Below are 22,445 nucleotides of genomic sequence, written 5' to 3'. Positions count from 1 at the left end.
TTCACATCTTAAAAGTAAAGACAAAAAAAAGCCCTTCGGAGATTCCAAAGGGCCTTGAGTGAGGGTAAGCAGATTACATATCCTTGAACTTCTCCATGATATCTTCCGAAATTCCAGTGAAGGAATACCCTCCATCATGGAAAAGGTTCTGCATGGTCACCATCCTGGTATAATCAGAGAACATGGTCACGATGTATTCTGCACATTCTTCGGCTGAGGCATTTCCCAGAGGGGAAAGCGACTCTGCGAAATTATAGAACGAATCAAATCCTCCAATCCCAGTACCTGCGGTGGTTTTGGTGGGAGACTGAGAAATGGTATTCACTCGCACTTTTTTCAGCTTTCCAAATCTATATCCATAACCTCTGGCTATACTTTCCAGCAAAGCTTTAGCATCAGCCATATCAGTGTAGAAAGGATATACCTGCTGAGCTGCGATGTAAGAAAGCCCAATGATAGAACCCCACTCGTTCATGATGTCCATTTTTTCGGCTACCTGCATCATCTTATGGAATGAAATAGCTGACACATCGTAGGACTTCATAGCCCAATCATAATTGAGATCTCCATAAGACCTTCCTTTTCGGATATTTGGAGACATCCCTATGGAATGAAGCAAGAAATCCAAGTTGCCACCTAGATACGCTGTGGCTTCTGTGTAAAGTTTCTCAATATCTTCTAAACTGGTCGCATCTGCTGGAATAACGATGGTGTCACATTCTTTAGCAAGCTCATTGATAGCGCCCATTCTCATGGCAATGGGAGCATTGGTCAGTACAAACCTTGCACCTTGTTCTTTAGCTTTCAATGCTGTTTTCCAAGCAATTGAGTTCTCGTCCAGGGCACCTGTGATGATACCCAGTTTTCCTTTTAGCAAATTTTCTGGCATATAGCTAGGGGGTTATTTTCAAAAATACTGTCCAAAAATAGGCAAAAATTATCATTCCAGCCCCTAAAATGGGCTCTGGGATGAGTTACCTGCTCAGTAATTCCCTGGCGCTTTCCACTGCCGAAGCAGATGGACTGGCACCAGCTATCATTTTGGCCAGCTCTTGTACCCTTTCTTCTGGATCCAAGAGCTTGATCTTACTCACTGTTTTGGCAGAAGAATTATCCTTGTAAACAAAATAATGGAGGTCCCCCTGTCCTGCCACCTGCGGCAAATGCGTAATGCAAATTACCTGATGCTTCCGGGCTATTTCCTTCATCATGCCTACCATTTTCAATGCCACCTCTCCGGAAATCCCCGTATCTATTTCATCAAAAATCAATGTTGGCATGGCTACCTTGTCTGCCATGATGTATTTTATGGCAAAAAGCAATCGGGAAAATTCACCGCCTGAAGCCACCTTTTTCAAAGGCTGAGGAGCAGATCCTTTGTTAGCGGAGAATAATAACTCCAGTTCATCCATTCCAGCAGGCCCAGGGGCAACTGCCTTGTGCTCCATCACTACTTTGGAATTTTCCATTCCCAATCCTTTTAGAAGCATTTCCAATTCGGACTGAAATGCCTGAAAACTATTCACTCTCTTTTTTCGGAGTGTTTTTCCAGCTTCCTGCACCTGCTTTTCAGCTTCATCTAGTGCCAGCTTTGCATTTTGCAAAGTCTCATCAAGATTTTGAACCTGAAAGACTTTGTCTGCCAATTCCTTTTCTAACTCCATCAGTTCCCCGACAGAATTAACTCCGTGCTTTTTCTGAAGCTGATAGATTTTACTCAGTCGGTCCCGGGTTTCATCCAGGCGCTCAAAATCTATCTCTACCTTATCGTCTTCACTGCCCAGCGTTTCCTCAATATCCCGAAGCTCAATATGGACGGATTCGAAGCGCTCCTCCACAGTTTTGAACATATGCGCCAGACGGGACAAAGACTGCATTCCCTGCTGTACTTGGGCCATCCCATGCAAAATCCCATATTGCTCATCTTGGAACAAATGAAGCATTTCCTGGATTTTCTGCTTGATTTCTTCGGCATTTTCCAGAATCTCCTGCTCAGATTCCAGCTCAGCCTGCTCATTCTCCTTTAGTGAGAGCACACTCAGCTCGTCCAGCTGAAACTGATTGAAATCAGCCTCTTTTTGGAGTTCTAAAGCCCTTTTACTCAACTCTGCGTATTCTTTTTTTGCTTTTTGAAAGGAGTTAAATTTCAAGCGATAAGAAGCCAGTTCCGCCGAGGTCTGCGCATAAGCATCGATCAAACTTAACTGATAGGATCCTTCGCCAAGCTGAAGCGTATCATGTTGAGAATGCACGTCCATCAGGTGAGCTCCTAGTGACTTCAGCACATCCAGCAATACAGGGGTATCATTCACAAAGGAACGGGACTTGCCCGAAGGGCTGATTTCCCTACGTATGATACAGGTACTTTCATAGTCCAGATCCTGCTCTTCAAAAAATAATTCCAACCCATAATTCCCCAGCTCAAAGACTCCTTCTATAATGCATTTCTGATCCTCATGGAGCAGAGACTTAGTATCGGCTCTTTTCCCTAGAAGCATCCCTACAGCTCCTAGCATGATGGATTTCCCGGAGCCTGTTTCACCAGTGATCATACTTAGTCCCGGACTTGGCTGCATATGAAGCTGATCTATCAGGGCATAATTGGAAATGCTTAAAGACTTGAGCATAGCAAAATGTTAGTTTGGGCAAAGCTAAAAAAACGAGCCTAGCTTTTCAGCAGCTCGTTATACTTTCTCGCATTATTTGGATCTACTTCTAGCAAAAGCTCCACCGCTTCGGTTCGGATCTCTAAGGGTGCATCCTTCAAAACCTGCGCGATTTCATCACTCTTAGCATCCATAAAGGTAATGGTGAAAATCCCGTTTGGCTGGGTTTTATTCGCCTCTGCCAAAATCCTAATAGCCTCCAGAATGTTCTCATAAGCTTTATCGGGCTCCGCCAATAGAATGTCAAGGCCCTGCCTGTGATAAAGGTAATACGCGTCCCGAATAGGCGAAAAAACCGATGAGGTGTAAATATCATTATTCAGCCAGTAACGGCTTCTTCTATCAGAAGTGCTCTGTACCCAACCTTGCCTACCGGACTGCTGCGCATTGTTGACGATGTCATTGGCTGCCGCAAAAAAATCGCTCCCTCCTCTAGGGGAAAAGGAATCATAATCCAAGCCCAACGCGATATAGGCATAAAATGCCAGCAGAGAACTGATATTGTTCAAATAAGTAAATCTGTTGAATTCCAATGGCTGGGATTCTATGTAATCGAAATTCCAGTTTCTATCGGCAAAATTAAAAAGTAGGCTTTCGTAATTTGTGCCGTAGATCGGGCGCACTGTCTGAATTTGAACAGTGGCATTGTAAGTCCCTACCTGGGGCACATCATTTATAGTAATTAATAAATTCCCCTGAATCCGTTCCTCAGGTCTAAATTCATCATCTGTCCATGATCTTCCATTCAAAAACTGCTCAAAGCTTGTTTTCATCTGGGTAAAAATAGTGGTGTTTTGGATCCTCGCCCGGTCACTGTTTATGATTACCGTAAAATTCAGTTCCTGAGCAGATAGAAATTGACTGACACCAAACAGAAGAAGCAGAAAAATTCCTTTTTTCATAGACTTAAAAATAAGGAAATATCTAAGCTCATACCCAAACAGGAATATTTTTGATTTGATCGAGAATCATTTCAGCTATGTCGCCCTTAGCTTCCACATCAGATTCTACTTGCATACCATTGGCCTGATAAACCCTGACCTTGTTGGTGTCCAATTGAAATCCTGCTCCGGCATCCCGCATAGAATTCAACACGATCAGATCAAAATTCTTTTTACTTAGTTTTCCTTTAGCGTTTTCAGCTTCATTTTCGGTTTCCAGCGCAAACCCTACATGAATTTGGGTGGTTTTTTTCTTAGCTCCAAGCTCCTTGGCGATATCCACGTTTTTGACCAGCTTCAGCGTCAACTCCGAGTCATCCTTTTTGATTTTCTCCGGAGAAATATCAGCAGGGCCATAATCAGAAACTGCAGCAGCAAATACACAGATGTCCATTTCAGCATGCCACTCGGCAGCATGGGCATACATCTCTTTGGCAGACTTTACATCTCTCCAATTGAATCTAGTCCTGTCCACAGTCACAGATATGGGGCCAGAAACCACATAAACTTCTGCCCCTCGTGAAAGGAAAGCATTGGCAAGCGCCAGTCCCATCTTACCGCTGGAATGATTGCTGATAAATCGGACCGGGTCTAATGCCTCCTGCGTTGGTCCCATGGTAATGAGTACATTTTTGCCTTTATAGTCTGCACTTGCCGAAAAAAAAGTCTCAAGAGTATGAAGAATATGCTCAGGCTCGGCCATCCTTCCCTGACCGTAAAGTCCGCTAGCCAATTCTCCAGATTCAGCATCAATTATTCTATTTCCATATCGACTTAACTTTTGCAGATTTTCTACCACAGCTGGGTGCTGATACATATCTAAATCCATGGCTGGTGCTAGCATCACCGGGCACCTAGCTGAGAGGTAAGTTGCCGTCAAGAGATTATCGCAAATCCCATTGGAAAATTTGGCAAGGGTATTGGCACTCAAAGGTGCTACTAAAAATAAATCTGCCCATAACCCTAGCTCTACATGATTGTTCCAAACACCCGTGTCATCCTTTTGAAACTTAGAAAGCACAGGGTTCTTAGAAAGTGTGGCCAAAGTAAGGGGTGTAATAAAATCAAAAGCAGAAGCGCTCATAATGATTCGCACTTCTGCTCCTGCTTTTACTAGTAATCGGGTAAGAAATGCAGTTTTGTAGGCAGCTATGCTCCCGCATACCCCTAACACTATTTTCTTTCCGACTAGAGTCATCTGATTATTCTCCTACTTCTTCTTCAGGAAGTCTGTGATATACTTTCCCTTCCAAGAATTCCTCCATAGCCAAGGTGCTCGGCTTAGGCATTCTTTCGTAAAATTTGGAGATTTCGATCTGCTCTTTGTTTTCAAATACTTCTTCCAAATTATCCACAGTAGAGGCAAATTCAGAAAGCTTAGTATTCAACTCCTCTTTTAAAGAGTTTGAAATCTGCTTTGCTCGCTGTCCTACTACGTGAAGAGAAGTATAGATATTACCTGTTTGATCAGCGATTTTATCTAAATCTCTTGTGATGATGGATGGATTAATTGCCATAATTATATCAAGTTATTTGTTCCTCAGTTGTTTGTCTTTTCAGCCGGAGCTACTGCTTCAGCCGCTATTCTCGCCTTTTGTTCCTCTGCACGCTGGGCGTATTCTTTTTTCAATTCCAAATGCGAGGAAAGCTCCTCACGGGCGGACGCTTCGTACTCTTTGACCTCCGCAGTATAGCCACTGTTAGGATACTTTCGGTAAAAGTTCATTGCGTATCCTACTGCATCATTTAGCCGCTCCTCCTTTTTCAGAAAGGCACTGTTTTCAGCATAGTCAGTACTCACTTCCACAAGCTTATAGGAAAGCTCCTCATTGTATTCGCTATCTGGATAATCCTTTATGAAGTTTTGAAAGTTCACGATGCAGGCACGGTAGAAATCACCAGGATAAAGTCCGTCTTTCAACCTGTAGTACATGGAAGATTCCATGTAAGCTTTCTGCTCAAACCTATCCTGAAGGTCTGTGAGCATATCCATCGCACGCTCATAGCTAGCTGAAGAGGGGAATCTGGTCACAAATTGCTGTATCGCGGCCACTGCCTCTTGTGAACTCTGCTGGTCCAGATTGTAATCCGGCGCATCCAAGTAGAGGGAGTAGGCATTCATAAACAGCGCTTCCTCAGCCAAGGGACTCCTGTTATACGTTCTGTAAAAGTTACTGAAATAGCCAGCGGCCTCTATGTACCGCTTGGTCTTAAAGTGACAATTTGCATAATTATAATCAGCCAACTCTGCTTTTTCTGACCCCCGTATTACCGGTAGTACCTTGTCGTATAATATTATCGCCTTATTATATTCTCCTTCTTGATAATACTTGTTTGCTCCCTCATATAGCTCTTCCCAGTTGGTGCTTTTTTCCAACTTTGCGAAAGGACCACAGGCACTTGCTGCAAGTATTAGTAGTAGAAATAGAATGGATTGTACGCGCATTTTCATATTAAAGACCGCAAATATACGGGTTAATTTTTCGGATTCAAATGACTATAGGGTGATTGGCTTTGCCTTACTTCTTGACAACGAGCTTTTTGGTCACAATATTCTGATTATCCAGAAATAAAGTATAGAAGTAAATACCGGGATTGTAATCTGCTACAGGAATGGCTAGCGTAGAACGCTCCGGATCTAGCTCATATTCAGCTACTGGATTACCGATAAAGCTATTGATGGCTATTCTCGCTTTCGCAGATTTATTTTTAAACTCATAATCAAACTGGGCTATTCTGACACTTGGATTTGGGTAAACATCGCTGAGGACTATATCCTTGTAATCAAACTCGTCCACCTTCAGGCTAGGATCATCCACCTCGTACCTGGCTTCTACTACAAATACATCCCGAAGGTTATTTTCATTGACAAATGTCAAATCGAAAGAACCTCTAGCTTCCGCTATACCTAGTTCAAAATCTAAATACATATCGGTCAGGATTTCACTCGCACCTAATTGCAATTTTATTTTCGCAAGATCTTTTTTCGGATCAAAGCATTGCTCCCCTATGCAAATTTTCACTTTCTGGGAAGACCCTACATTGCCGTTAATATTCTTGAGAATGTAAGTTTTGGATTGGTCTGCCTCGTTTTGAAGGATGATAGTTTTTCGCTGAGTAGCGCCTAAATCACCTTTAAATTCTACGTCCTCACTAAGCACACGCACCTGTTGAGCCTCCGCAAATATGGGAGCCATCAGCCAAAGCCATGCAAAAAATAGGAGAAATCGTTTCATGTAGAATTTAAATCAATACGCTGCAGTATTAGTTACTGTATTCAATATACGGACAAAATTAATTGAATGGCTAGCCTTTTGGTGAAAAATGCGGTTAATTTCTGTTAACCTTGATGAAATTTTTGCTGCGCCTCTTCGTTACTGAATTTTCTTTTCCAGATTTTTTACTGTAAGCTACTTTTTTCAGGTTTCCAACCACGTTTTTCCAAGGACTTCTGAAGCTCTTCATCGGTAGGCATTCTGAGGTCTATATCCGGAAGATTGAAAAAATTTTCTGCGTCCGGGTCGATTTCTTCTGGCCGGCGCCAAGCATGAATCGCCGCCATGGTGGGCCTTTCATCAAATCTCCAATTGAAGCCCTCCAATCTTGAGTTGTCCTCCGTCACCAACTGGAAGGGCTTGAACTCCCCATCTGGCCGTACACCATAGGTAACTCTGTTAATCGCCCCCTCTTTGAATCTCAGTTTAATATTAGCACTCAGCGTCTTATTTATCCCTTGAGTCACCGTGTCTGCCTGAAGCGCAAAATATAATGACTCCCCATTGCCATCTATTTCCAGTCTGTCCATTTGCCCATCCAAGAAATAGCCATTCATTACCCGGCCTTTCATCTGATTGAAATTCAACAAAGTATCCTGAGTGATCACAAAGGCATTATCCTTCATGAAAACATGATCCAGCTGCTCATTAGCAATGTAAAAAACCATACTATCGGCTGTGATCTGGCTTTTTTGATTCCACATCACAGGGTCTTGAAATAGCTCTATGGTAGAGTCATTATAATTATAAACTAAGGAATCCGCTACCCCAGAGAGATCTTGCTTCACCAGATTTATAGCTCTAAATGCCAAAAGATACCGGGAAGAATCCGCCTCACTATCCTGGGAAATCAGCGAATCAGCCGTCATATACAAGGTATCCTGCTCAAAATACCTTCTCACCAGCGCATTGCCATGAACTAAGCTGTATTTACGCTCCTCCCAATATTCACCTACGTCTCCAAACACCTCCACTTCCCTTTCCTTATTCAGGACACGTACATTTTCCTTCCCCTCATAATAGGCCTCCACCTCACTGTAATACAACTCCTTAGCTTTAATCCTACTGGTTTCTGTTTCTACTATTCCCTCAAAAAACCTAAATTTCTTGGCCTGGGTATCGTAAAAACTTCCTTCTTGAGCATCCAGCGTATTGCCATCCTTAGATATCAGATTGGTCAAGCCTTTGGTCTCTGCAGTTTTGGGAATAGTCAAATACACCAGGTCATTGGTTTTCATAGTGTAATCTGGATTGACTAAGACCACATTCTCCTCAAAAGTGATTCGCTCAACACTGACCTCATACTTGCCTTTTTCACTAGTCAGCACATTGACAGAGTCCACCACCTCTCCCCCGTTGTAGTAGTAAGCAATGTTTCTCCCCCTATCGTAATCAAGATATTCTGTTCTAAGCGTGGTGTTCTCATTTTTAAAAACCACCCCATTCCGCAGCTTAGCCATTTTAGTATTACCATCGTATTCAGCGTAGGCACTATTGGTCTGTACGGGGTCTTCTACATCTACTATACGTACATTTCCAAATAATCTCGCCCTATTCTCTTCCCTGTAAAAGTGCGCAGAATCACAGTAAATCAGGGAATTTTGGTGTTTCATTTCCACATCTCCGAGCAATCGCTCAAAGCCGTCTTCACCTTTTAGCAAACCTGCAGAATTGATCTCCAAAGTAGACCCATCCTGACCAAATCCCAGCTGGCTAAAGCCTAGAAATAAAAATATAAGAAAGGAGAACCTGAGTAGTTTTGGAGTCATAGCAACACGAATGTGGGCAAAATTAGTAGAAAATGATATTTTTGGTCAATGGTCGATACTTTTATCCGGCATATACGGAACAAAATTAAATTAGATACCCAGGCTCGATACCTACTCGCCTGCAGTGGTGGTCTGGACAGCATGGTGCTGGCCCATCTTTTACTTGCCGCCGAAATCAATTTTGAGATTGCACATGTCAATTTCCAGTTGCGCGGCAATGAAAGTGAAGAAGACGAGGCTTTTATCCGACACTGGGGCAATACGAAAGGAATCGAAATCCATGTTCACAAGCCTGCCACAAAGGCTTATGCACAAGACCAGCAGGTTTCTACGCAGATGGCTGCCAGAGCGCTTAGGTATGCTTGGTTTGAAGAATTGAGAAAAGCCCGAAATCTCCAGGGCATTTTACTTGCCCATCATCAGGACGATCAGATCGAAACGATTTTTCTGAACTTACTGAGAGGCACAGGCATCGAAGGGATATATGGGATGGCCGAGCGGAGAAACTGGCTGATCAGACCTCTTCTTCCATTTTCGCGCCAAGAAATAGCGGCATACGCAAAGACAGAAGAAATTAGCTGGAGAGAAGACAGTACCAATGCCCAAACGGATTACAAAAGAAACAAGCTTAGACATATCAGTTTACCTGCACTTTACGAGGTAGCCGAAGACAGCAAGGCAAATCTACTGACTAGCTTTTCAAGGCTGAAAGACACCGGAAGGGCTTTTTCAGCTCTTTTTGACAACTGGGTAAAGGATAATATCAAGGAGGAAGATGGGGGGATTTCCCGGCTAGACCTGAACAGCATAAGGCTGGTCTCAGGTGCTGCCTCCCTGTTATATTTTTGGCTTCGTCCTTTTGGGTTCAACTCGGATCAGGCTCATGAAATTCATAGTCACTGTATTTCTCCTCAATCCGGAAAGTTGTTTGGATCCACCACGCATCTGCTCAACCTGGACCGGGAAAGTCTGATTTTGGCGCCCAAGCCCAGGCCTTTTTCATCAGTAATAATCTCAACAGATGCCATTGAACTCAACTTACCTGAGGCGCAGTATGAGCTACTGAAAATAGATCGGACTGATCAGGTAGACAGAACCAAACAAAATGCCATGCTAGATTTAGATCAACTGCAATTCCCGCTAGAAGTAAGGACTTGGCAAGAAGGAGATAGATTTGTGCCACTAGGAATGAAGCAGGAAAAGAAAATCTCAGACTTTTTGATAGATTTGAAAGTACCGGTGGTGCTAAAACCCGGCGTGAAAGTGTTACTTTCGGAAGGAAGAATAGCTTGGGTGATAGGATTTAGAATAGCCGACTGGGCAAAATCAACCGCTGCGACGAGAAAGTTACTTTATTTTAAAAAGCGATAAGTAATGCGAAACCCCTTTTCAAAAACTTACTCAGAGGAAGACCTCACGATGTTTGGCTTTCTGGGCCAGATCAAATTTTTTGAGCGATTGAAAAACAAAGAAATGGAACGCTTCCTGCCTGCCATGCACCATCGCAAATACGTCAAAGACGAAGTGGTTTTTTTTAGCAAAGACCCCAGCCAAGCACTTTATCTGGTTAAAAGTGGGACCATCACCCTCACTATTGACATCAGAGATACCTTCGAAACCATTTTCAATTTGGGAAAAGGAGAGGCATTTGGGGAGAATTCTTTGCTGGAAAACTCAAAGAGAACCTACACGGCTTTGATCGTTTCAGAGGAAGCAGAACTTATAGTAATTCCGCATTTTGCCATTCAGGAGATTTTCGACAGTAACCCAAAAATCAAAGCCAAAATGATGACTGCTTTGGCAGAATACTACAACGCAAACAATCAGCGCTTATTCAAATCTTACAGAGAGTCTTTCGGGTTTTTCAGCCTCCGGCAAATGTACGAATAGAACAGGCCAACACCCGGATTTTACTTTTATCAAAAATGAGCTGCCCCAGCTCAAAGTATTCGCGCCTCTACTTCTATTCCTAGCCATTGTTTAATAACTTAGCGCCGCTTTTTAGCGGCATTAAATTCAAATAAAAATCTATAAATCTATGAGCAAAGTAACCGTAGTAGGAGCTGGTAATGTAGGCGCTACCTGTGCAGACGTATTGGCTTATCGCGAGATCGCCGAAGAAATCGTTCTTCTTGACATCAAAGAAGGTGTGGCAGAAGGAAAGGCATTAGACATTTTCCAAAAAGCACCAATCAACCAATATGACAGCCGTACCACCGGCAGCACAAACGACTATAGCAAAACTGCCAATTCAGACGTAGTAGTAATCACTTCTGGACTACCTCGTAAGCCTGGCATGACCCGTGACGATCTAATCGAAACCAATGCCGGAATCGTAAAGACAGTTACCGAAAATGTCATAAAGCACTCTCCTGACGCTATCATCATTGTGGTTTCCAACCCGCTCGATGTGATGACTTACCAAGCTCACCTGACGTCCAAATTCCCTAGAAACAAGGTATTGGGCATGGCTGGCATCCTGGACACCGCTAGATACAGAGCGTTCTTGGCCGAAGAGCTAAACATCTCTCCAAAAGAAATCCAAGCCATCCTGATGGGCGGACATGGCGACACCATGGTGCCTCTTCCTCGCTACACCACAGTAGCCGGTATCCCGGTGACTGAATTAGTGGCAAAAGACAAGCTGGATGCGATCATCGAGCGAACCAAATTCGGTGGTGGTGAACTAGTGAAGCTTATGGGAACCTCTGCTTGGTATGCTCCAGGATCTGCAGCGGCTCAGATGGTAGAAGCTATCCTGAAAAACCAAAAAAGAGTATTCCCGGTTTGTATCAAACTAGAGGGCGAATACGGCATCGATGACTGCTACCTAGGCGTTCCAGTAATCCTTGGCAAAAACGGAGTAGAAAAAGTATTGGAACTTGACCTGAATGAGGAAGAAAAAGCATTACTTGAAACCTCCAGAGGCCATGTGAAAGAAGTTATGGAAGTATTGAACAAGCTTGGCTAATCAACCGAACTTCAAATTTATTCAGACCTAAGTTTCGCTCGATTTTGAGTGTTTCTTAGGTCTGATTTTTGTATAATCACCACTGAACCCATTCAAAAGTCTGTGAAGATCTGGAAAAGCCTACTTATTCTGTTTTTGAGTGTGCTCCTTGTCGGAGGCGGGTATTGGATTTATAGCAATTACTTCGCTGTAAGAAAAATCAACAGCCTCGAAGTAATCAGCCAAAATGCGGTTTTCGTTTTTGAAAGTCACAATGGAGCCGAAACCTGGAATAAGCTAGTCGATGACCCCAGTTGGGAAATTCTCAAAAACCTACCTGCTTTTCAGGATTTTTCAGACCAACTTATCAAGCTTGATAGCCTGCACGGTGGATCCGGGGCTGTCGCCAAAGCACTAAGAGGAACCCAGGCCACATTCAGCCTGCACTCCACTGGAGCAGAATCCTTTGATATTCTTTACACTATTAATCTCAAGGTATCTTCTTCCGAAAAATTCCTTGATGAAGTCAAATCCAGAATCCCGGAAGGTGCCAGGTTTCAAAACAGAAAATACTCCGACATCGACGTCCTAGAGTATTATGACTCAGCCAATAACCGACAATGGAGCTTATCGCTAATCGGTGATTTAGCAGTTATTTCATCCACTTCTTTTCTAGTAGAAGAAGCCATAAGGTTTTATGTAAATGCTGATCAGCAGAGTTTCTATTCCTTAGTTCAGGCTCATCCCTATGAGTCAGGCTCGCTGGGGAGGCTATTGATTTCAGGGAGAGGTTTTGCCACGCTTATCAAGGGAATAGGAAATGACCGAGCCAATAATGGGATAGCAGAACTTGAGAATCTCCAGGCAGGAGCCATCATGAACTTGGAACTGGAGCAGAACAAATTGCTCTTCCGAGGTGAGCTGGTCTATCCGGAAGATGTGAACTTCACCCCTTCTATTCAAGCTAACCTGGCCATTATAGAAGCTGCCATCTCCAATCGGACTTTGGCCCTTACCCAATTTAACCTGGAAAGCATCTTCGAAAGTCAGAAGCTAATTAACCGCGCATTTGTAGGTCGGGCCACCTACTCTGGAGAAATCCAAAGAAAACTTATTGATCTGGGATTTTTAGATAGCTTCACTGGAGAGCTTTACCTCCTAGACCTGGAAAACACCGGTGGATCCAGCAAGAACCTGGCTCTTTTGGCCAGAAGCCGGGATGTAGAAAATGCCCTGCAAATGCTCCGTGATTTTCAAGAAAATGAAGAAGAGGTGGGATCGGATTATTACGATGGCCATGAGATCTTATACCTAGCCGAAGAGGACTTCCCTGCTCATTTATTTGCAGGTAAATTCCATGGATTCAATCAATCGTTTATCACTGCCGAAGGGGAACTTCTCATCATCACCAATACCCAGCAAGGCATGAAAATGATGCTAGATGACATTCGGGCAGGCAATACCTGGAAAAGCGTCAATGCCCCGGAAGCGAAAAAAGAGCTCAGTGCTACAGCCGGATTTTCACGTCTATACCTTACCCCAAGAATCCTGGAATCCTGGATTTCCAAAAGCAATCCTTCCTGGAGTACCTTTTTACAGAAATACGCTGATGTTTTTAATTCCTTCCCTTGGATTTCATTTAAAATCAACCAAATCCAGAATCATCAAGAAGCTACTTTGACGCTTGCTTATGATGGACAAAGCAAGCCCAGCATCAAAACAGATGAAGCCGTGGCTTTGCAGCCAAGTAAGCGGATTTCATTTGGACAAAACCTCATTTACGGCCCCAAATCCATCCGAAATTACCAAGACAATACTGAGGATATCGTGGTTCAGGACCAAAAACATGTTCTGCATCTCGTCAATTCTGCCGGGGAGGTCATCTATTCTGAACAACTGGACGGCCCAGTGATCTCAGACGCCTTCCAGATTGATTATTACAAAAACGATAAACTTCAGCTTCTTCTCGCTACGCCGCAGCGGATATATGGAATCGATCGACTAGGAAACCCGCTTACCGGCTATCCCATCTCCCTTTCCGGAGAAACCATCAGTTCGCTTAATCTGGTGGACTACAGCAACACAAAAGATTATCGCTATTTCATCAGTACGGAGCAAGGAAACCTATATTTACTAGACAAAACCGGGCAAAAACTGGAGGGATGGAACCCAAATCCAATCGGCTCCAAGACAATAGGTCCTGCGCAGCATGTAAGGGTTCCCGGAAAAGGCGACTACATGGTGGCTTTGGGTGAAAACGGGCAACTAAAGCTATTCAACCGAAGAGGAGAAGCACAGCCAGGCTCCTCGGCCAAGCTGGGAAGCGAATTCAACACAGATCTGATTTCATGGAGAAACCCATCCTCTAGGACCACGCTCTTGGTGGGAATAACTGCAAACGGTGAAGTGATTCATGTCAATTTCAATGGGGAAGTGTCATACAGAAACCAATTGATCAAGGAAGACCGCGATAGCGAATTCCTTTTAATACCTGACCAAAAACAAAATGACTTTGTGTTTATCTCCAGGCAATTCAATGAGGTATCTGTGTTGGACCGCTCAGAGAAGAAACTTTTCAGTGCCAGAGTGTCCGACGAGAACTTAGTGTATCAGTACTTTGACTTTGGGTCTGACCGACAATTGATAGCGATCACGGATCTCATCCAGCAATTTTGCTACCTCTACGACTTAAACGGAAAGTTAATTACAACTATGCCACTCAATAGCAATGGAAAAATCCAGATCACACATCAAGTTTCCAAAGGTCAGTACCTGATCAGAACCATCAGTGGAAGCACCTTGACAGAATTTCAATTAGCTGATTAGTCCGGATTGTTTCCTTTGAACACGAAAAGTGAATAGCTAACTTGCAAAAAACCAATTACCAAAAATGTCCCTAAAACATTTTCTTCTCCTTTTTTTGATTTGTCTGGCAAGCCCTTCTTTTTCCCAGCTCATCTCGGATAGTCAAATTATAGAAAAACCTGGAGAGCAAGTCAACCTCAGCTCTCCTTACCACACTACCTTATCCTTTTTCAAAAATCTGGAAGAAGGAAATTTCCATCCAGAAAAGGCAGCTCAAACACTGGATTTCACTGGCATAGAAGATCCTAACACTACACAGCTGACGACTAAACTACGTCAGGTTTTTGAGGGAAAAGGTGTACTGATACGAACCAGTGAAGTTCCTAATGTAGAAAACTATCAAGATAGTACTTCTTCAGAAGACAATATCTATTATTTCGACAAGCAAAAACTACCTGGAGTATTCCTGGAAAAAACCGGCAATCAATGGAAGTTTTCTGCTTTCACAGTGGATCAAATTAATAGTCTCCATGCCGAAACCTATCCTTATGGCACAGCGAAGCTATTAACTATACTCCCCAAAATCGGGAATCAGGAATACCTAGGCCTACACCTTTGGCAGCTAGTGGGAATCTTTATTCTGCTCATTCTCATATTCCTGGCGCATTGGGTCTTTACCCTAGTGGTGGACAAGGTGCTGCTGTACCTTTTTAAACGCTATGGGTATGGTAAAGTAGGAGAAAACTACATACTACCCGTAGCCCGCGTGATCAGCATCTACTTAATCGTGGTGATGCTCTCTCTTTTCCTTCGGGTACTGCAGCTACCTGTGGAAATTTGGTCATGGATCCTAGTAGTATTAAGGACTTTGAAGCCACTGTTGATCACTGTGATATTCTACAAGGTGGTAGATATTATCGCTGCCTATTTCACCAAGCTAGCCATCAAATCTGAATCCACTCTTGACGACCAGCTGGTGCCTTTGATGCGAAAAACTCTCAAAGCCTTTGTGGTGGTCATAGGTACGCTTTTCATCTTGAGAGATGGTCTGGACTTAGACATCATCCCATTCTTAACTGGACTTTCTATTGGTGGGGTTGCAATCGCACTAGCTGCTCAGGACACCATCAAAAACTTCTTCGGGTCGGTGATGATCTTCATTGACAAACCCTTCCAAATGGGGGACTGGATCACTTCGGGTGATATCGATGGCACGGTAGAAGAAGTGGGCTTTAGATCTACCCGCGTAAGGACTTTCAGAAACTCCCTTATGTATGTACCCAATGGCAAAATCGCAGATTCCATTCTGGACAACCACGGCCTTCGTCAATATCGAAGATTTTATACCACGCTGACGATTACCTATGATACTCCACCAGAACTCATAGAGGAATTTGTGAATGGCCTAAGAGAAATTGTTTTGGCTCATCCCAACACCCGAAAAGACTCCTACCACGTCTATTTCAACAATCTGTCTTCCTTTAGCCAAGACATAATGTTTTATATCTTCTTTGAAGTTCCTACCTGGGGTGAAGAGCTAAGAAGCAGGCACGAAATCTTAATTCAGATCGTCAAACTGGCTAACTCCCTAGGGGTAAGATTTGCCTTCCCTACTCAGACCCTGCACATGGAATCTTTCCCTGAGAAGCAAAGCCTGGTTCCGGATTATTCACCAGATCAAGCCTTTTACCAAAACAAACTGAGCGAGTTTTTAGCTAAGGAAGTAAATAAGAAATCCTGATTCCCTGCTCTTGCAGACAGGTACTTCCGAGCGCAAAAAAGCTAACTTAATTGGCGGAAAAACGCTGAAAGAAGGTCTTTTGCTTTCCAGCAGCATCTTCGGCTACCACTTTGACCCGAAAAGGCAACCTTACTTCAGGAACTTGAACACTGATCTGAGACTCACCGGAAGTGGACAAACCTGGTGCTTCTGACCAATACAGAACCGTTCTCCAATCCTTTACATTGAATGCATTTCCCTGTTTCTCGAATAGATTTCCTTCGGTAGCGACCTTTGGAGAAATCCCACCATAGCCCAGGTAAATGGCATTGGATGGAAGAGGAAAACCTCCGAAATCATTTTGGTAAGAGCTGAAGCTCAAAACTCCTGGAAATCGCTCCTCGTTAAGAAAAAAGGTACGGGTGAGCACTTCTAGTTTTTGAAAGTCTTTCGGGTCAAAGGCTGCCAAAAGATCAGCATCGAATATCGGCAACGCATCGATTAGCATCAAGGGGTTTTCGTCAAAAAGCGACTCACGCACCGCGTCGATCATACGGAAAGATTTAACCTGCTGACGCGAGCGCACCATGACCTCTGGTACATATTCTTTTAGCACAGTCTCCACCGCATCAAATCGCGTGTAATCATCAAGGTTATAGACCCTGTCCTCCACAAATCCTGTGACCACCGGTATAAGCGCTTCCTCAAACTCCTGACTGTAGAAATACTCCCCTTGCCCAGCCAGTAGTAATTGCTTTAATAGTACAGAATCTGAAGGACTGATTTTCAGCTCAGGAATACTATACCCTGCCTTAAATTTAGTTTTAGGAGCCGGAGAGACAATTTCAAATGCAGCCATGGTTTCATTTTTTGCAGCTTGTGCGACTAAAAAGTCCCAATGCTTCATCCCCCCTGCATCAAAGTAAAGATAACCTTCTGAGTCTGGCCTATCGGTAAAGAGGGCCGACTTTTCCCCATGTACAGAAAGGTAAAACAGCTGCGTGGTGTCTATTGAAGCCTCATTCAGTTTGGCTTGTATGATGTGCCCATAAAGTTCCGGCACTAGGGTTCTTTCCTCCACACCATCGTAAATTTCCGAAGAGACCAGTTGGGACTCATTTTCCAAAAAGGAATTATCCACAGATACCGATACTTCCAGCACTTTCCATCCATCAGGAGTACGGATCTGTAAAGACTCACCCATGGAAGGGCTGCGGGTAGAAAGCCCAATTTGCCCACTGCCTTCTTTGACCAAGTTTTCCCGCTCAGGTACAACTTCAGGCGGGTACTGCGTATTGAAAATCGTCACCAATTGCTGATGAAGTCCTTCATCCATATTTTGGTAAGGGCTCACCCGGGTAAACACCCGGAGCAAATAATGATCTGATGCCAGGCTAGATGGGATCTGTAGAAAATTAAACGCTTGCCCCATTTGCAGGGGCATTTTCGCCAGTGCAACTGATTCGTTGTTTCGGTTAACTAGCTCAGCATAGATAATTTGAGAGGCTGAAACCCCATTATCTACCCCGGTAGTGCTTGCAGCTATCCAGATTTTTTCCCCACCGAAGTAGATGGTCTTAGGAATGGAAAATGAAACCTTTTCTTGGGCTACCGCAAAACCAGTCTGTACTACCAGAGCTGCAATCAGGAAAAGTGTGATTAAGCTTAATTTTTTCATTAGAAATCCTCCCAAAATTCAGGTTTTTCGCGCGTGCCTCTCAAGGTACAATCTGCACACCTCCTTGGGGCAGTAAAATATGCGGTGGCTTGAGTACCTCCGTCTGGCACGTATTCTCTTGCCGGTAGCGTCTCTCCAGTTCTGAACATGGCATCATAATCTGCGATAATGGTACTATCTGCTGAAATCAGGCAGCCCAAATATTCCTCAGGGATGTCCAGTCTCCAAGGAAGCACATCTCTGAAATCCACAAAAAGCCGCTCTTGCCTCACTACTCCCAAACTCACGTAGCCCACTACCGGAGCATTAGGATCTTGCTCTTGATGCAGATTACCACTGACATTTGAAGGCAAGGGACTGAAAATAGATCCCAGATCACTGGAGTTTTTGCGCATAATTTCCCAAAACTCGGCTGCTCCTTGATCCAGAGCTTTCTGAGAAATCAAAATACTATATCGCTGTGAAAGCTTCTCATCTCCCTCGAGGATGTGGGTAATAGACTGTCGAAAAACGAATTGATCCTCAAACCTGGAAGAGGTTTCCAATATCAAATCTGAATTCAGTTCGGATTTGAAACACAAGTCTATTCGCTCTTCCGGAGTTCTGAATTCTACGGTTTTGGTCTCCTGTCTATAAATATATGGAGTTACTATCCTAGGACGAAAAGCCCAGGTTTCCTCAAATGTCCATAGAAAATCATCTGCATTTTGATCTCCCTGCGTAGTTAGGAATATCTCCACCCCTTCCTCATTTCTTACAAAACCCACATCTTGTATTTCGGGGGAAATTATAGGTCGAATCGGGTCTGATACATAGCTCAGCCCATCCGGTGTCTCTATAAACAATTGGTAATTCTGGTTTTCGGAAATATCCTCCTGAAAGAGATAACTCCCCGAGCCCTGATCTGCTAGGTAATATTCCTCCCCAGTTTCAGATTCTAACCGAATTCTAGCTCCCGATACCGTATAACTCCCGGTTAAACCATCTCCCTGGATCGGCCTGGCATAGCTCAAATACAGGTAGGAAGCTAATCCTTCAGAATCCAGGTATCCTTCCACCACTAGTACAGACTCATCGCTAGGCTTAATCTCCGGCTCGAAAGGCTCACGACAGCCTGAAACTAAACCGGCGCAAAGACAAATAAACAGCAACAGTTTTCTCATCAGAATCGGAAATTGTAAGTAATAAATGGAATTGGTTGGGCAAAAATGGATAATTGATAGCCTCTGAGTACCCCTTCTACTGGAGTATAATACACGGAGTATGGATTGCTCCTGCCTAGCAAATTATATACACCTAAGGACCAGGAAGAATGCGCCAGTTTCTTCACTTTATGACTACCCTCTAGGTTCACAGATAAATCTACCCTGAAATAATCCGGAATCCTGTACGCATTCCTTTCGGAGAAATAAACCCTCTCTGAACCCGCATAGTCAAATTTGGAAATCGGAAGGGTAACAGGCCTACCGGTACTGTAATTCACATTCAAGGAGGTATTGACCCGCTTGCTCAATTCATAGTTAGTGGTCAGGACAAAATGATGCGGCTGATCATAATTACTTGGATAAAACTCTCCATTATTGATCTTTTCTATGCTTGGCTCCTCCGAAGTCTGAAGCAAAGATCTGGAAAAAGTATATGCGATAGAACCCTGTAAAAGCCCTTTATTTTTTTTCAACAGTAGTTCTACTCCATATGCTTTCCCATTAGAGTTGAGAACATCCTGCTCGATCTGATCATTCAACACCAGGGAGGCTCCTGACCTGTAATCGAGCATATTACCCATGTACCTATAGTATACCTCTGTAGAAAACTCCACGGTATTTTGCGCCATATTTCTGTAATAGCCCAAGGAGGCTTGCCCACCATTTTGAGGTTTGATGTAAGGATCACTCAGTTTCCAGGAGTCCGTAGGAGAAATCGCCGATGTGTTAGAAAGTAGGTGAATATTTTGGCGCATTGTATTGATGCTAAACTTCAGGGAAGATTGCGTGTTGAGCGTATAGCGCGCAGCCAGTCTAAACTCAGGACCATGGTACGTTTTGACCACTTTACCCTTGTCATAGTTCTCCTCACCTATCATATTTTCACCGGTAATGGGCTCATTTGGCACATATTGAGCTACTGTAGCTGGCCCCAGCATCTGATAGAGCATATATCTGGCTCCATAGCTCACACTGAAGTCGTCGTTGATGGTAAATTCATCTCCAGCATAAATTGATATCTCCCTTGCCTGCTCCCGCTGGATATCCTCTTCGATCACGATGGATTCTGCTCCATAAGGTTTGATATATCCCGGATCCAGTTTATACTGAATGGCATGTGCTCCAAACTTAATGATATGCCTATCATTTTTTCTATATTCAAAATCAGCCCTGGCATGTAATTGATTGACTTCAAAACCAAAATCATAGGAATTCAAAGGATTGTCCTGGCCTATAATCCCAAAGCTGTAGGAATCTGTCCCCAGCACAAACTTTCCTTCCATCTGATCATTGAAGTAATGTTTCCATGAAAGTGCAAAATTCTTATTTTGATAGGAATAGGTAGTATCTAGATCAAACTGGAAATCATCGTTGCTGAGATAGCCCGTAAATTCAAGTATATTTTTCTCGTTCAGCTGATGCTGCACATTGAGGTTGAAATCGTAAAAAGCCACTTCACTTCCTTTCAGGTCAGCTTCCTCATCCAATAGTTCCAAAGCCCAATTGGAATAAGTAGTTCTTCCACCTACAATAAAAGTGGTTTTTTCGCCTATGGGTCCCTCTAGACTAAGCCTGCTGGTCAAAATCCCAATACCACCAGAACCACCAATTTTGTCTGACCTCCCAAACTTAGGATCTACCTGCAATACAGAAGACAAACGCCCGCCATAATTCACGGGCACCGAACCTTTGTATAATTCTACCCCACTGACCATATCGGCATTAAAAGCAGAGAAAAAACCAAAAACGTGAGAGGGGTTAAAAACTGTGGAATTGTCATACAAAATCAGGTTTTGATCTGCTGTCCCACCTCGAACATTAAAGCCCACGCTAGCCTCCCCCACAGTATTCACACCCGGCATGGTGAGCACTCCTCTCAGAATATCCACTTCACCCAATGCAGCAGGAAGCCTTTTCACATCAGCTATACTAATAGATTGCACCCCCATGTCCAGTTGGTTGATATGGGAAAGGGCGCCAGAACTCACTACCACTTCATCCAAGGAAAGCATGGTTTCCTCAATTTTCATATCCAACACACCATCACCGCGTAGGTCAATCAAGCGCTGCTCCTGAAACCCACCGATATTCTGCACATAAATGGTATGTCTTCCTTTATTCAGGGTCAGCTTATATCTTCCTTGTGCATCTGTAGCCACCTGTCGATATCCTACTTTTTCGAGCACTATGGCACCGGTCATAGGCTCTCCATTCTCCACGCTATATATGGTACCGCTTAGTGTAGCCGTTTTCGAGTTTGGATTGTCTGATTCATTACCTATTGTGTACAGAATGTTTTTAGCAAAAACCCCCAGAGAATCCCCTTGGGCATTGTTCAGCTCTTGTCTATCCTGTATATCAAAGTAGCCTTCGGGAAGATCCAGCACCAACCTGGCACCTTTTGTAATCCAAACTTTACGCTGTTTATCTATCAGGTAAGTCAGCGATGTGCCTTCAAATATCTCATCTAAAATCGCCCTCAGCGGAGCATCATTTACCTGGAGGTTCACTTGGATATCCTGCACATCTGATTCCTTATAGCTAAACCGGTAGGAAGTTTCCTGCTCCACTCTGTTTACAAAACGGGAAAAAGGCATGCCCATGTACATCCCGGAAATTTTCGGGGCAGGATCGGTCTGGGAGTATACTTCTCCCACACCAAGCAGTATGATCAATACGAGTAAAACTTTCTTCATTCGGCAAATCCTTCAAAGGGTTCTGAACTACTAGCCCGTAGCTTTACCAATTCCAGCAGGTATTCCTCTTTATTGGCCCGGAAATATAGGCTCCTTCCTCTTAGGTGTCTTTTCACATCTTTTTTACTTAACCCCAAAGCTTTGATGGCCTGCTTTTTCTTGCGTATGGTACGGAATTCATTTTGGTAAAAGAGGAAATAATCCTCGTAACTTTCATATTCTTTGGTGTAGTTACCTACCTCTTTTACTGCTTTCAGCTCTTTGTAACGCTTTGCCAGCACTTTGATTTCCTGATCATAGAGTACTTGGTAAAAGCCATTGCGATCATGCAAATAATTTTGATTATTCTCAAAATTTCTAAATACAGACCCATCTCCCAAGGAAAATTGATCTACTTTTTCGGATTTGATCAGGATCTTTTGGTTGTAGACCGGGTGAAAAGTAACCACCCAATCGGCCAGGTCATCATACAAAAGCGGAACCTCAGTATACAAAATCCCATTGATGGAAAGTGTCCCCAATTCAAATGTTCTACTCTTGTAAAAAGGGTGTCCGTCATAATATTTTGGAGAGTCTGCATATTGTCCACCTGTAATCAATTCCTGAAAGTAAGGAAGCTGATCCTCGTATAAAGTTTTATATTCAACCCTATCACGCTCACCTTGAGCACAGGCCGACCATACAATTATGGTCATTAAAACCAATAAAAACTTTACTTTTAGCATAATGAACTAAAATTA

General features: G+C 43.4%; 17 protein-coding genes. 5 read left to right on the top strand and 12 right to left on the bottom strand.

Annotated features, from left to right (window positions below; all coding sequences use genetic code 11):
- Nucleotides 1-73: 73 nt before the first annotated feature.
- The 8 genes from PBT90_RS01730 to PBT90_RS01695 form a co-directional block, all read right to left on the bottom strand.
- Nucleotides 74-889, bottom strand: a complete 816-nt coding sequence (locus tag PBT90_RS01730; protein ID WP_264808629.1) for an enoyl-ACP reductase FabI — start codon at nucleotides 887-889, stop codon at nucleotides 74-76.
- Between the two features lie 85 nt (nucleotides 890-974).
- Nucleotides 975-2,627 (bottom strand): DNA repair protein RecN, encoded by a 1,653-nt coding sequence (recN, locus tag PBT90_RS01725; protein WP_264808628.1) that lies wholly within the window; start codon nucleotides 2,625-2,627, stop codon nucleotides 975-977.
- 38 nt (nucleotides 2,628-2,665) lie between these two features.
- On the bottom strand, nucleotides 2,666-3,568 hold the full coding sequence (gene porD / locus PBT90_RS01720; RefSeq protein WP_264808627.1) for a type IX secretion system protein PorD: 903 nt from the start codon (nucleotides 3,566-3,568) through the stop codon (nucleotides 2,666-2,668).
- Nucleotides 3,569-3,596: 28 nt separating this feature from the next.
- The gene (coaBC, locus tag PBT90_RS01715) at nucleotides 3,597-4,805 is read right to left on the bottom strand and encodes a bifunctional phosphopantothenoylcysteine decarboxylase/phosphopantothenate--cysteine ligase CoaBC (protein ID WP_264808626.1); all 1,209 of its coding nucleotides are present in this window, start codon (nucleotides 4,803-4,805) and stop codon (nucleotides 3,597-3,599) included.
- A gap of 4 nt (nucleotides 4,806-4,809) precedes the next feature.
- Nucleotides 4,810-5,124 (bottom strand): DNA-directed RNA polymerase subunit omega, encoded by a 315-nt coding sequence (locus PBT90_RS01710; RefSeq protein WP_264808625.1) that lies wholly within the window; start codon nucleotides 5,122-5,124, stop codon nucleotides 4,810-4,812.
- A gap of 23 nt (nucleotides 5,125-5,147) precedes the next feature.
- Entirely contained in the window at nucleotides 5,148-6,059 is a 912-nt protein-coding gene (locus tag PBT90_RS01705; RefSeq protein WP_264808624.1) for an outer membrane protein assembly factor BamD, read from the bottom strand.
- A 67-nt stretch (nucleotides 6,060-6,126) separates the two neighbouring features.
- On the bottom strand, nucleotides 6,127-6,843 hold the full coding sequence (locus PBT90_RS01700) for a T9SS type A sorting domain-containing protein (protein ID WP_264808623.1): 717 nt from the start codon (nucleotides 6,841-6,843) through the stop codon (nucleotides 6,127-6,129).
- Between the two features lie 164 nt (nucleotides 6,844-7,007).
- Nucleotides 7,008-8,651: an OstA-like protein gene (locus PBT90_RS01695; RefSeq protein WP_264808622.1), complete on the bottom strand. Its 1,644-nt coding sequence runs from the start codon at nucleotides 8,649-8,651 to the stop codon at nucleotides 7,008-7,010.
- A gap of 48 nt (nucleotides 8,652-8,699) precedes the next feature.
- Between PBT90_RS01695 and tilS the strand changes: the two genes are divergently transcribed.
- The 5 genes from tilS (at nucleotide 8,700) to PBT90_RS01670 (ending at nucleotide 16,147) form a co-directional block, all read left to right on the top strand.
- Entirely contained in the window at nucleotides 8,700-10,022 is a 1,323-nt protein-coding gene (tilS, locus tag PBT90_RS01690; RefSeq protein ID WP_264808621.1) for a tRNA lysidine(34) synthetase TilS, read from the top strand.
- Nucleotides 10,023-10,025: 3 nt separating this feature from the next.
- Nucleotides 10,026-10,541 carry a Crp/Fnr family transcriptional regulator gene (locus tag PBT90_RS01685; protein ID WP_264808620.1) on the top strand — a complete coding sequence of 172 codons (516 nt, stop codon included), beginning with the start codon at nucleotides 10,026-10,028 and terminating at the stop codon, nucleotides 10,539-10,541.
- A 148-nt stretch (nucleotides 10,542-10,689) separates the two neighbouring features.
- A complete protein-coding gene (gene mdh / locus PBT90_RS01680; protein ID WP_264808619.1) occupies nucleotides 10,690-11,622 on the top strand; it encodes a malate dehydrogenase in 933 nt (310 codons plus the stop codon).
- A 102-nt stretch (nucleotides 11,623-11,724) separates the two neighbouring features.
- Entirely contained in the window at nucleotides 11,725-14,427 is a 2,703-nt protein-coding gene (locus PBT90_RS01675) for a hypothetical protein (RefSeq protein WP_264808618.1), read from the top strand.
- A gap of 64 nt (nucleotides 14,428-14,491) precedes the next feature.
- Entirely contained in the window at nucleotides 14,492-16,147 is a 1,656-nt protein-coding gene (locus tag PBT90_RS01670; RefSeq protein WP_264808617.1) for a mechanosensitive ion channel family protein, read from the top strand.
- A gap of 46 nt (nucleotides 16,148-16,193) precedes the next feature.
- Here PBT90_RS01670 and PBT90_RS01665 read toward each other — a convergent pair whose 3' ends face one another.
- Genes PBT90_RS01665 through PBT90_RS01650 form a run of 4 tightly spaced genes read right to left on the bottom strand, consistent with a single transcriptional unit; the run spans nucleotide 16,194 to nucleotide 22,400 of the window.
- Nucleotides 16,194-17,804: a hypothetical protein gene (locus PBT90_RS01665; RefSeq protein ID WP_270131226.1), complete on the bottom strand. Its 1,611-nt coding sequence runs from the start codon at nucleotides 17,802-17,804 to the stop codon at nucleotides 16,194-16,196.
- Nucleotides 17,804-18,967, bottom strand: coding sequence for a DUF4249 domain-containing protein (locus PBT90_RS01660; protein WP_264808615.1), 1,164 nt, complete (start codon nucleotides 18,965-18,967; stop codon nucleotides 17,804-17,806). The genes PBT90_RS01665 and PBT90_RS01660 overlap by 1 nt, the downstream gene beginning before the upstream one ends.
- The gene (locus tag PBT90_RS01655; protein WP_270131224.1) at nucleotides 18,967-21,705 is read right to left on the bottom strand and encodes a TonB-dependent receptor; all 2,739 of its coding nucleotides are present in this window, start codon (nucleotides 21,703-21,705) and stop codon (nucleotides 18,967-18,969) included. Before PBT90_RS01655 ends, PBT90_RS01660 begins: the two co-directional genes overlap by 1 nt.
- Complete coding sequence (locus PBT90_RS01650) at nucleotides 21,702-22,400, bottom strand: hypothetical protein (RefSeq protein WP_264808613.1); 699 nt, start codon at nucleotides 22,398-22,400, stop codon at nucleotides 21,702-21,704. The genes PBT90_RS01655 and PBT90_RS01650 overlap by 4 nt, the downstream gene beginning before the upstream one ends.
- Nucleotides 22,401-22,445 lie beyond the last annotated feature (45 nt).

It is taken from the genome of Algoriphagus sp. TR-M9 (assembly GCF_027594545.1).
Taxonomy (GTDB): domain Bacteria; phylum Bacteroidota; class Bacteroidia; order Cytophagales; family Cyclobacteriaceae; genus Algoriphagus; species Algoriphagus halophytocola.
The sequence above is the reverse complement of the archived record's forward strand: the minus strand, read 5'-3'. Positions and strand labels throughout refer to the sequence as shown.

What these genes read in the sequence shown, in the direction of transcription:
- PBT90_RS01730 (WP_264808629.1), bottom strand. Translation starts at nt 889, where the DNA reads ATGCCAGAAAATTTGCTAAAAGGAAAACTGGGTATCATCACAGGTGCC.
- recN (WP_264808628.1), bottom strand. Translation starts at nt 2,627, where the DNA reads ATGCTCAAGTCTTTAAGCATTTCCAATTATGCCCTGATAGATCAGCTT.
- porD (WP_264808627.1), bottom strand. Translation starts at nt 3,568, where the DNA reads ATGAAAAAAGGAATTTTTCTGCTTCTTCTGTTTGGTGTCAGTCAATTT.
- coaBC (WP_264808626.1), bottom strand. Translation starts at nt 4,805, where the DNA reads ATGACTCTAGTCGGAAAGAAAATAGTGTTAGGGGTATGCGGGAGCATA.
- PBT90_RS01710 (WP_264808625.1), bottom strand. Translation starts at nt 5,124, where the DNA reads ATGGCAATTAATCCATCCATCATCACAAGAGATTTAGATAAAATCGCT.
- PBT90_RS01705 (WP_264808624.1), bottom strand. Translation starts at nt 6,059, where the DNA reads ATGAAAATGCGCGTACAATCCATTCTATTTCTACTACTAATACTTGCA.
- PBT90_RS01700 (WP_264808623.1), bottom strand. Translation starts at nt 6,843, where the DNA reads ATGAAACGATTTCTCCTATTTTTTGCATGGCTTTGGCTGATGGCTCCC.
- PBT90_RS01695 (WP_264808622.1), bottom strand. Translation starts at nt 8,651, where the DNA reads ATGACTCCAAAACTACTCAGGTTCTCCTTTCTTATATTTTTATTTCTA.
- tilS (WP_264808621.1), top strand. Translation starts at nt 8,700, where the DNA reads ATGGTCGATACTTTTATCCGGCATATACGGAACAAAATTAAATTAGAT.
- PBT90_RS01685 (WP_264808620.1), top strand. Translation starts at nt 10,026, where the DNA reads ATGCGAAACCCCTTTTCAAAAACTTACTCAGAGGAAGACCTCACGATG.
- mdh (WP_264808619.1), top strand. Translation starts at nt 10,690, where the DNA reads ATGAGCAAAGTAACCGTAGTAGGAGCTGGTAATGTAGGCGCTACCTGT.
- PBT90_RS01670 (WP_264808617.1), top strand. Translation starts at nt 14,492, where the DNA reads ATGTCCCTAAAACATTTTCTTCTCCTTTTTTTGATTTGTCTGGCAAGC.
- PBT90_RS01665 (WP_270131226.1), bottom strand. Translation starts at nt 17,804, where the DNA reads ATGAAAAAATTAAGCTTAATCACACTTTTCCTGATTGCAGCTCTGGTA.
- PBT90_RS01660 (WP_264808615.1), bottom strand. Translation starts at nt 18,967, where the DNA reads ATGAGAAAACTGTTGCTGTTTATTTGTCTTTGCGCCGGTTTAGTTTCA.
- PBT90_RS01655 (WP_270131224.1), bottom strand. Translation starts at nt 21,705, where the DNA reads ATGAAGAAAGTTTTACTCGTATTGATCATACTGCTTGGTGTGGGAGAA.
- PBT90_RS01650 (WP_264808613.1), bottom strand. Translation starts at nt 22,400, where the DNA reads ATGACCATAATTGTATGGTCGGCCTGTGCTCAAGGTGAGCGTGATAGG.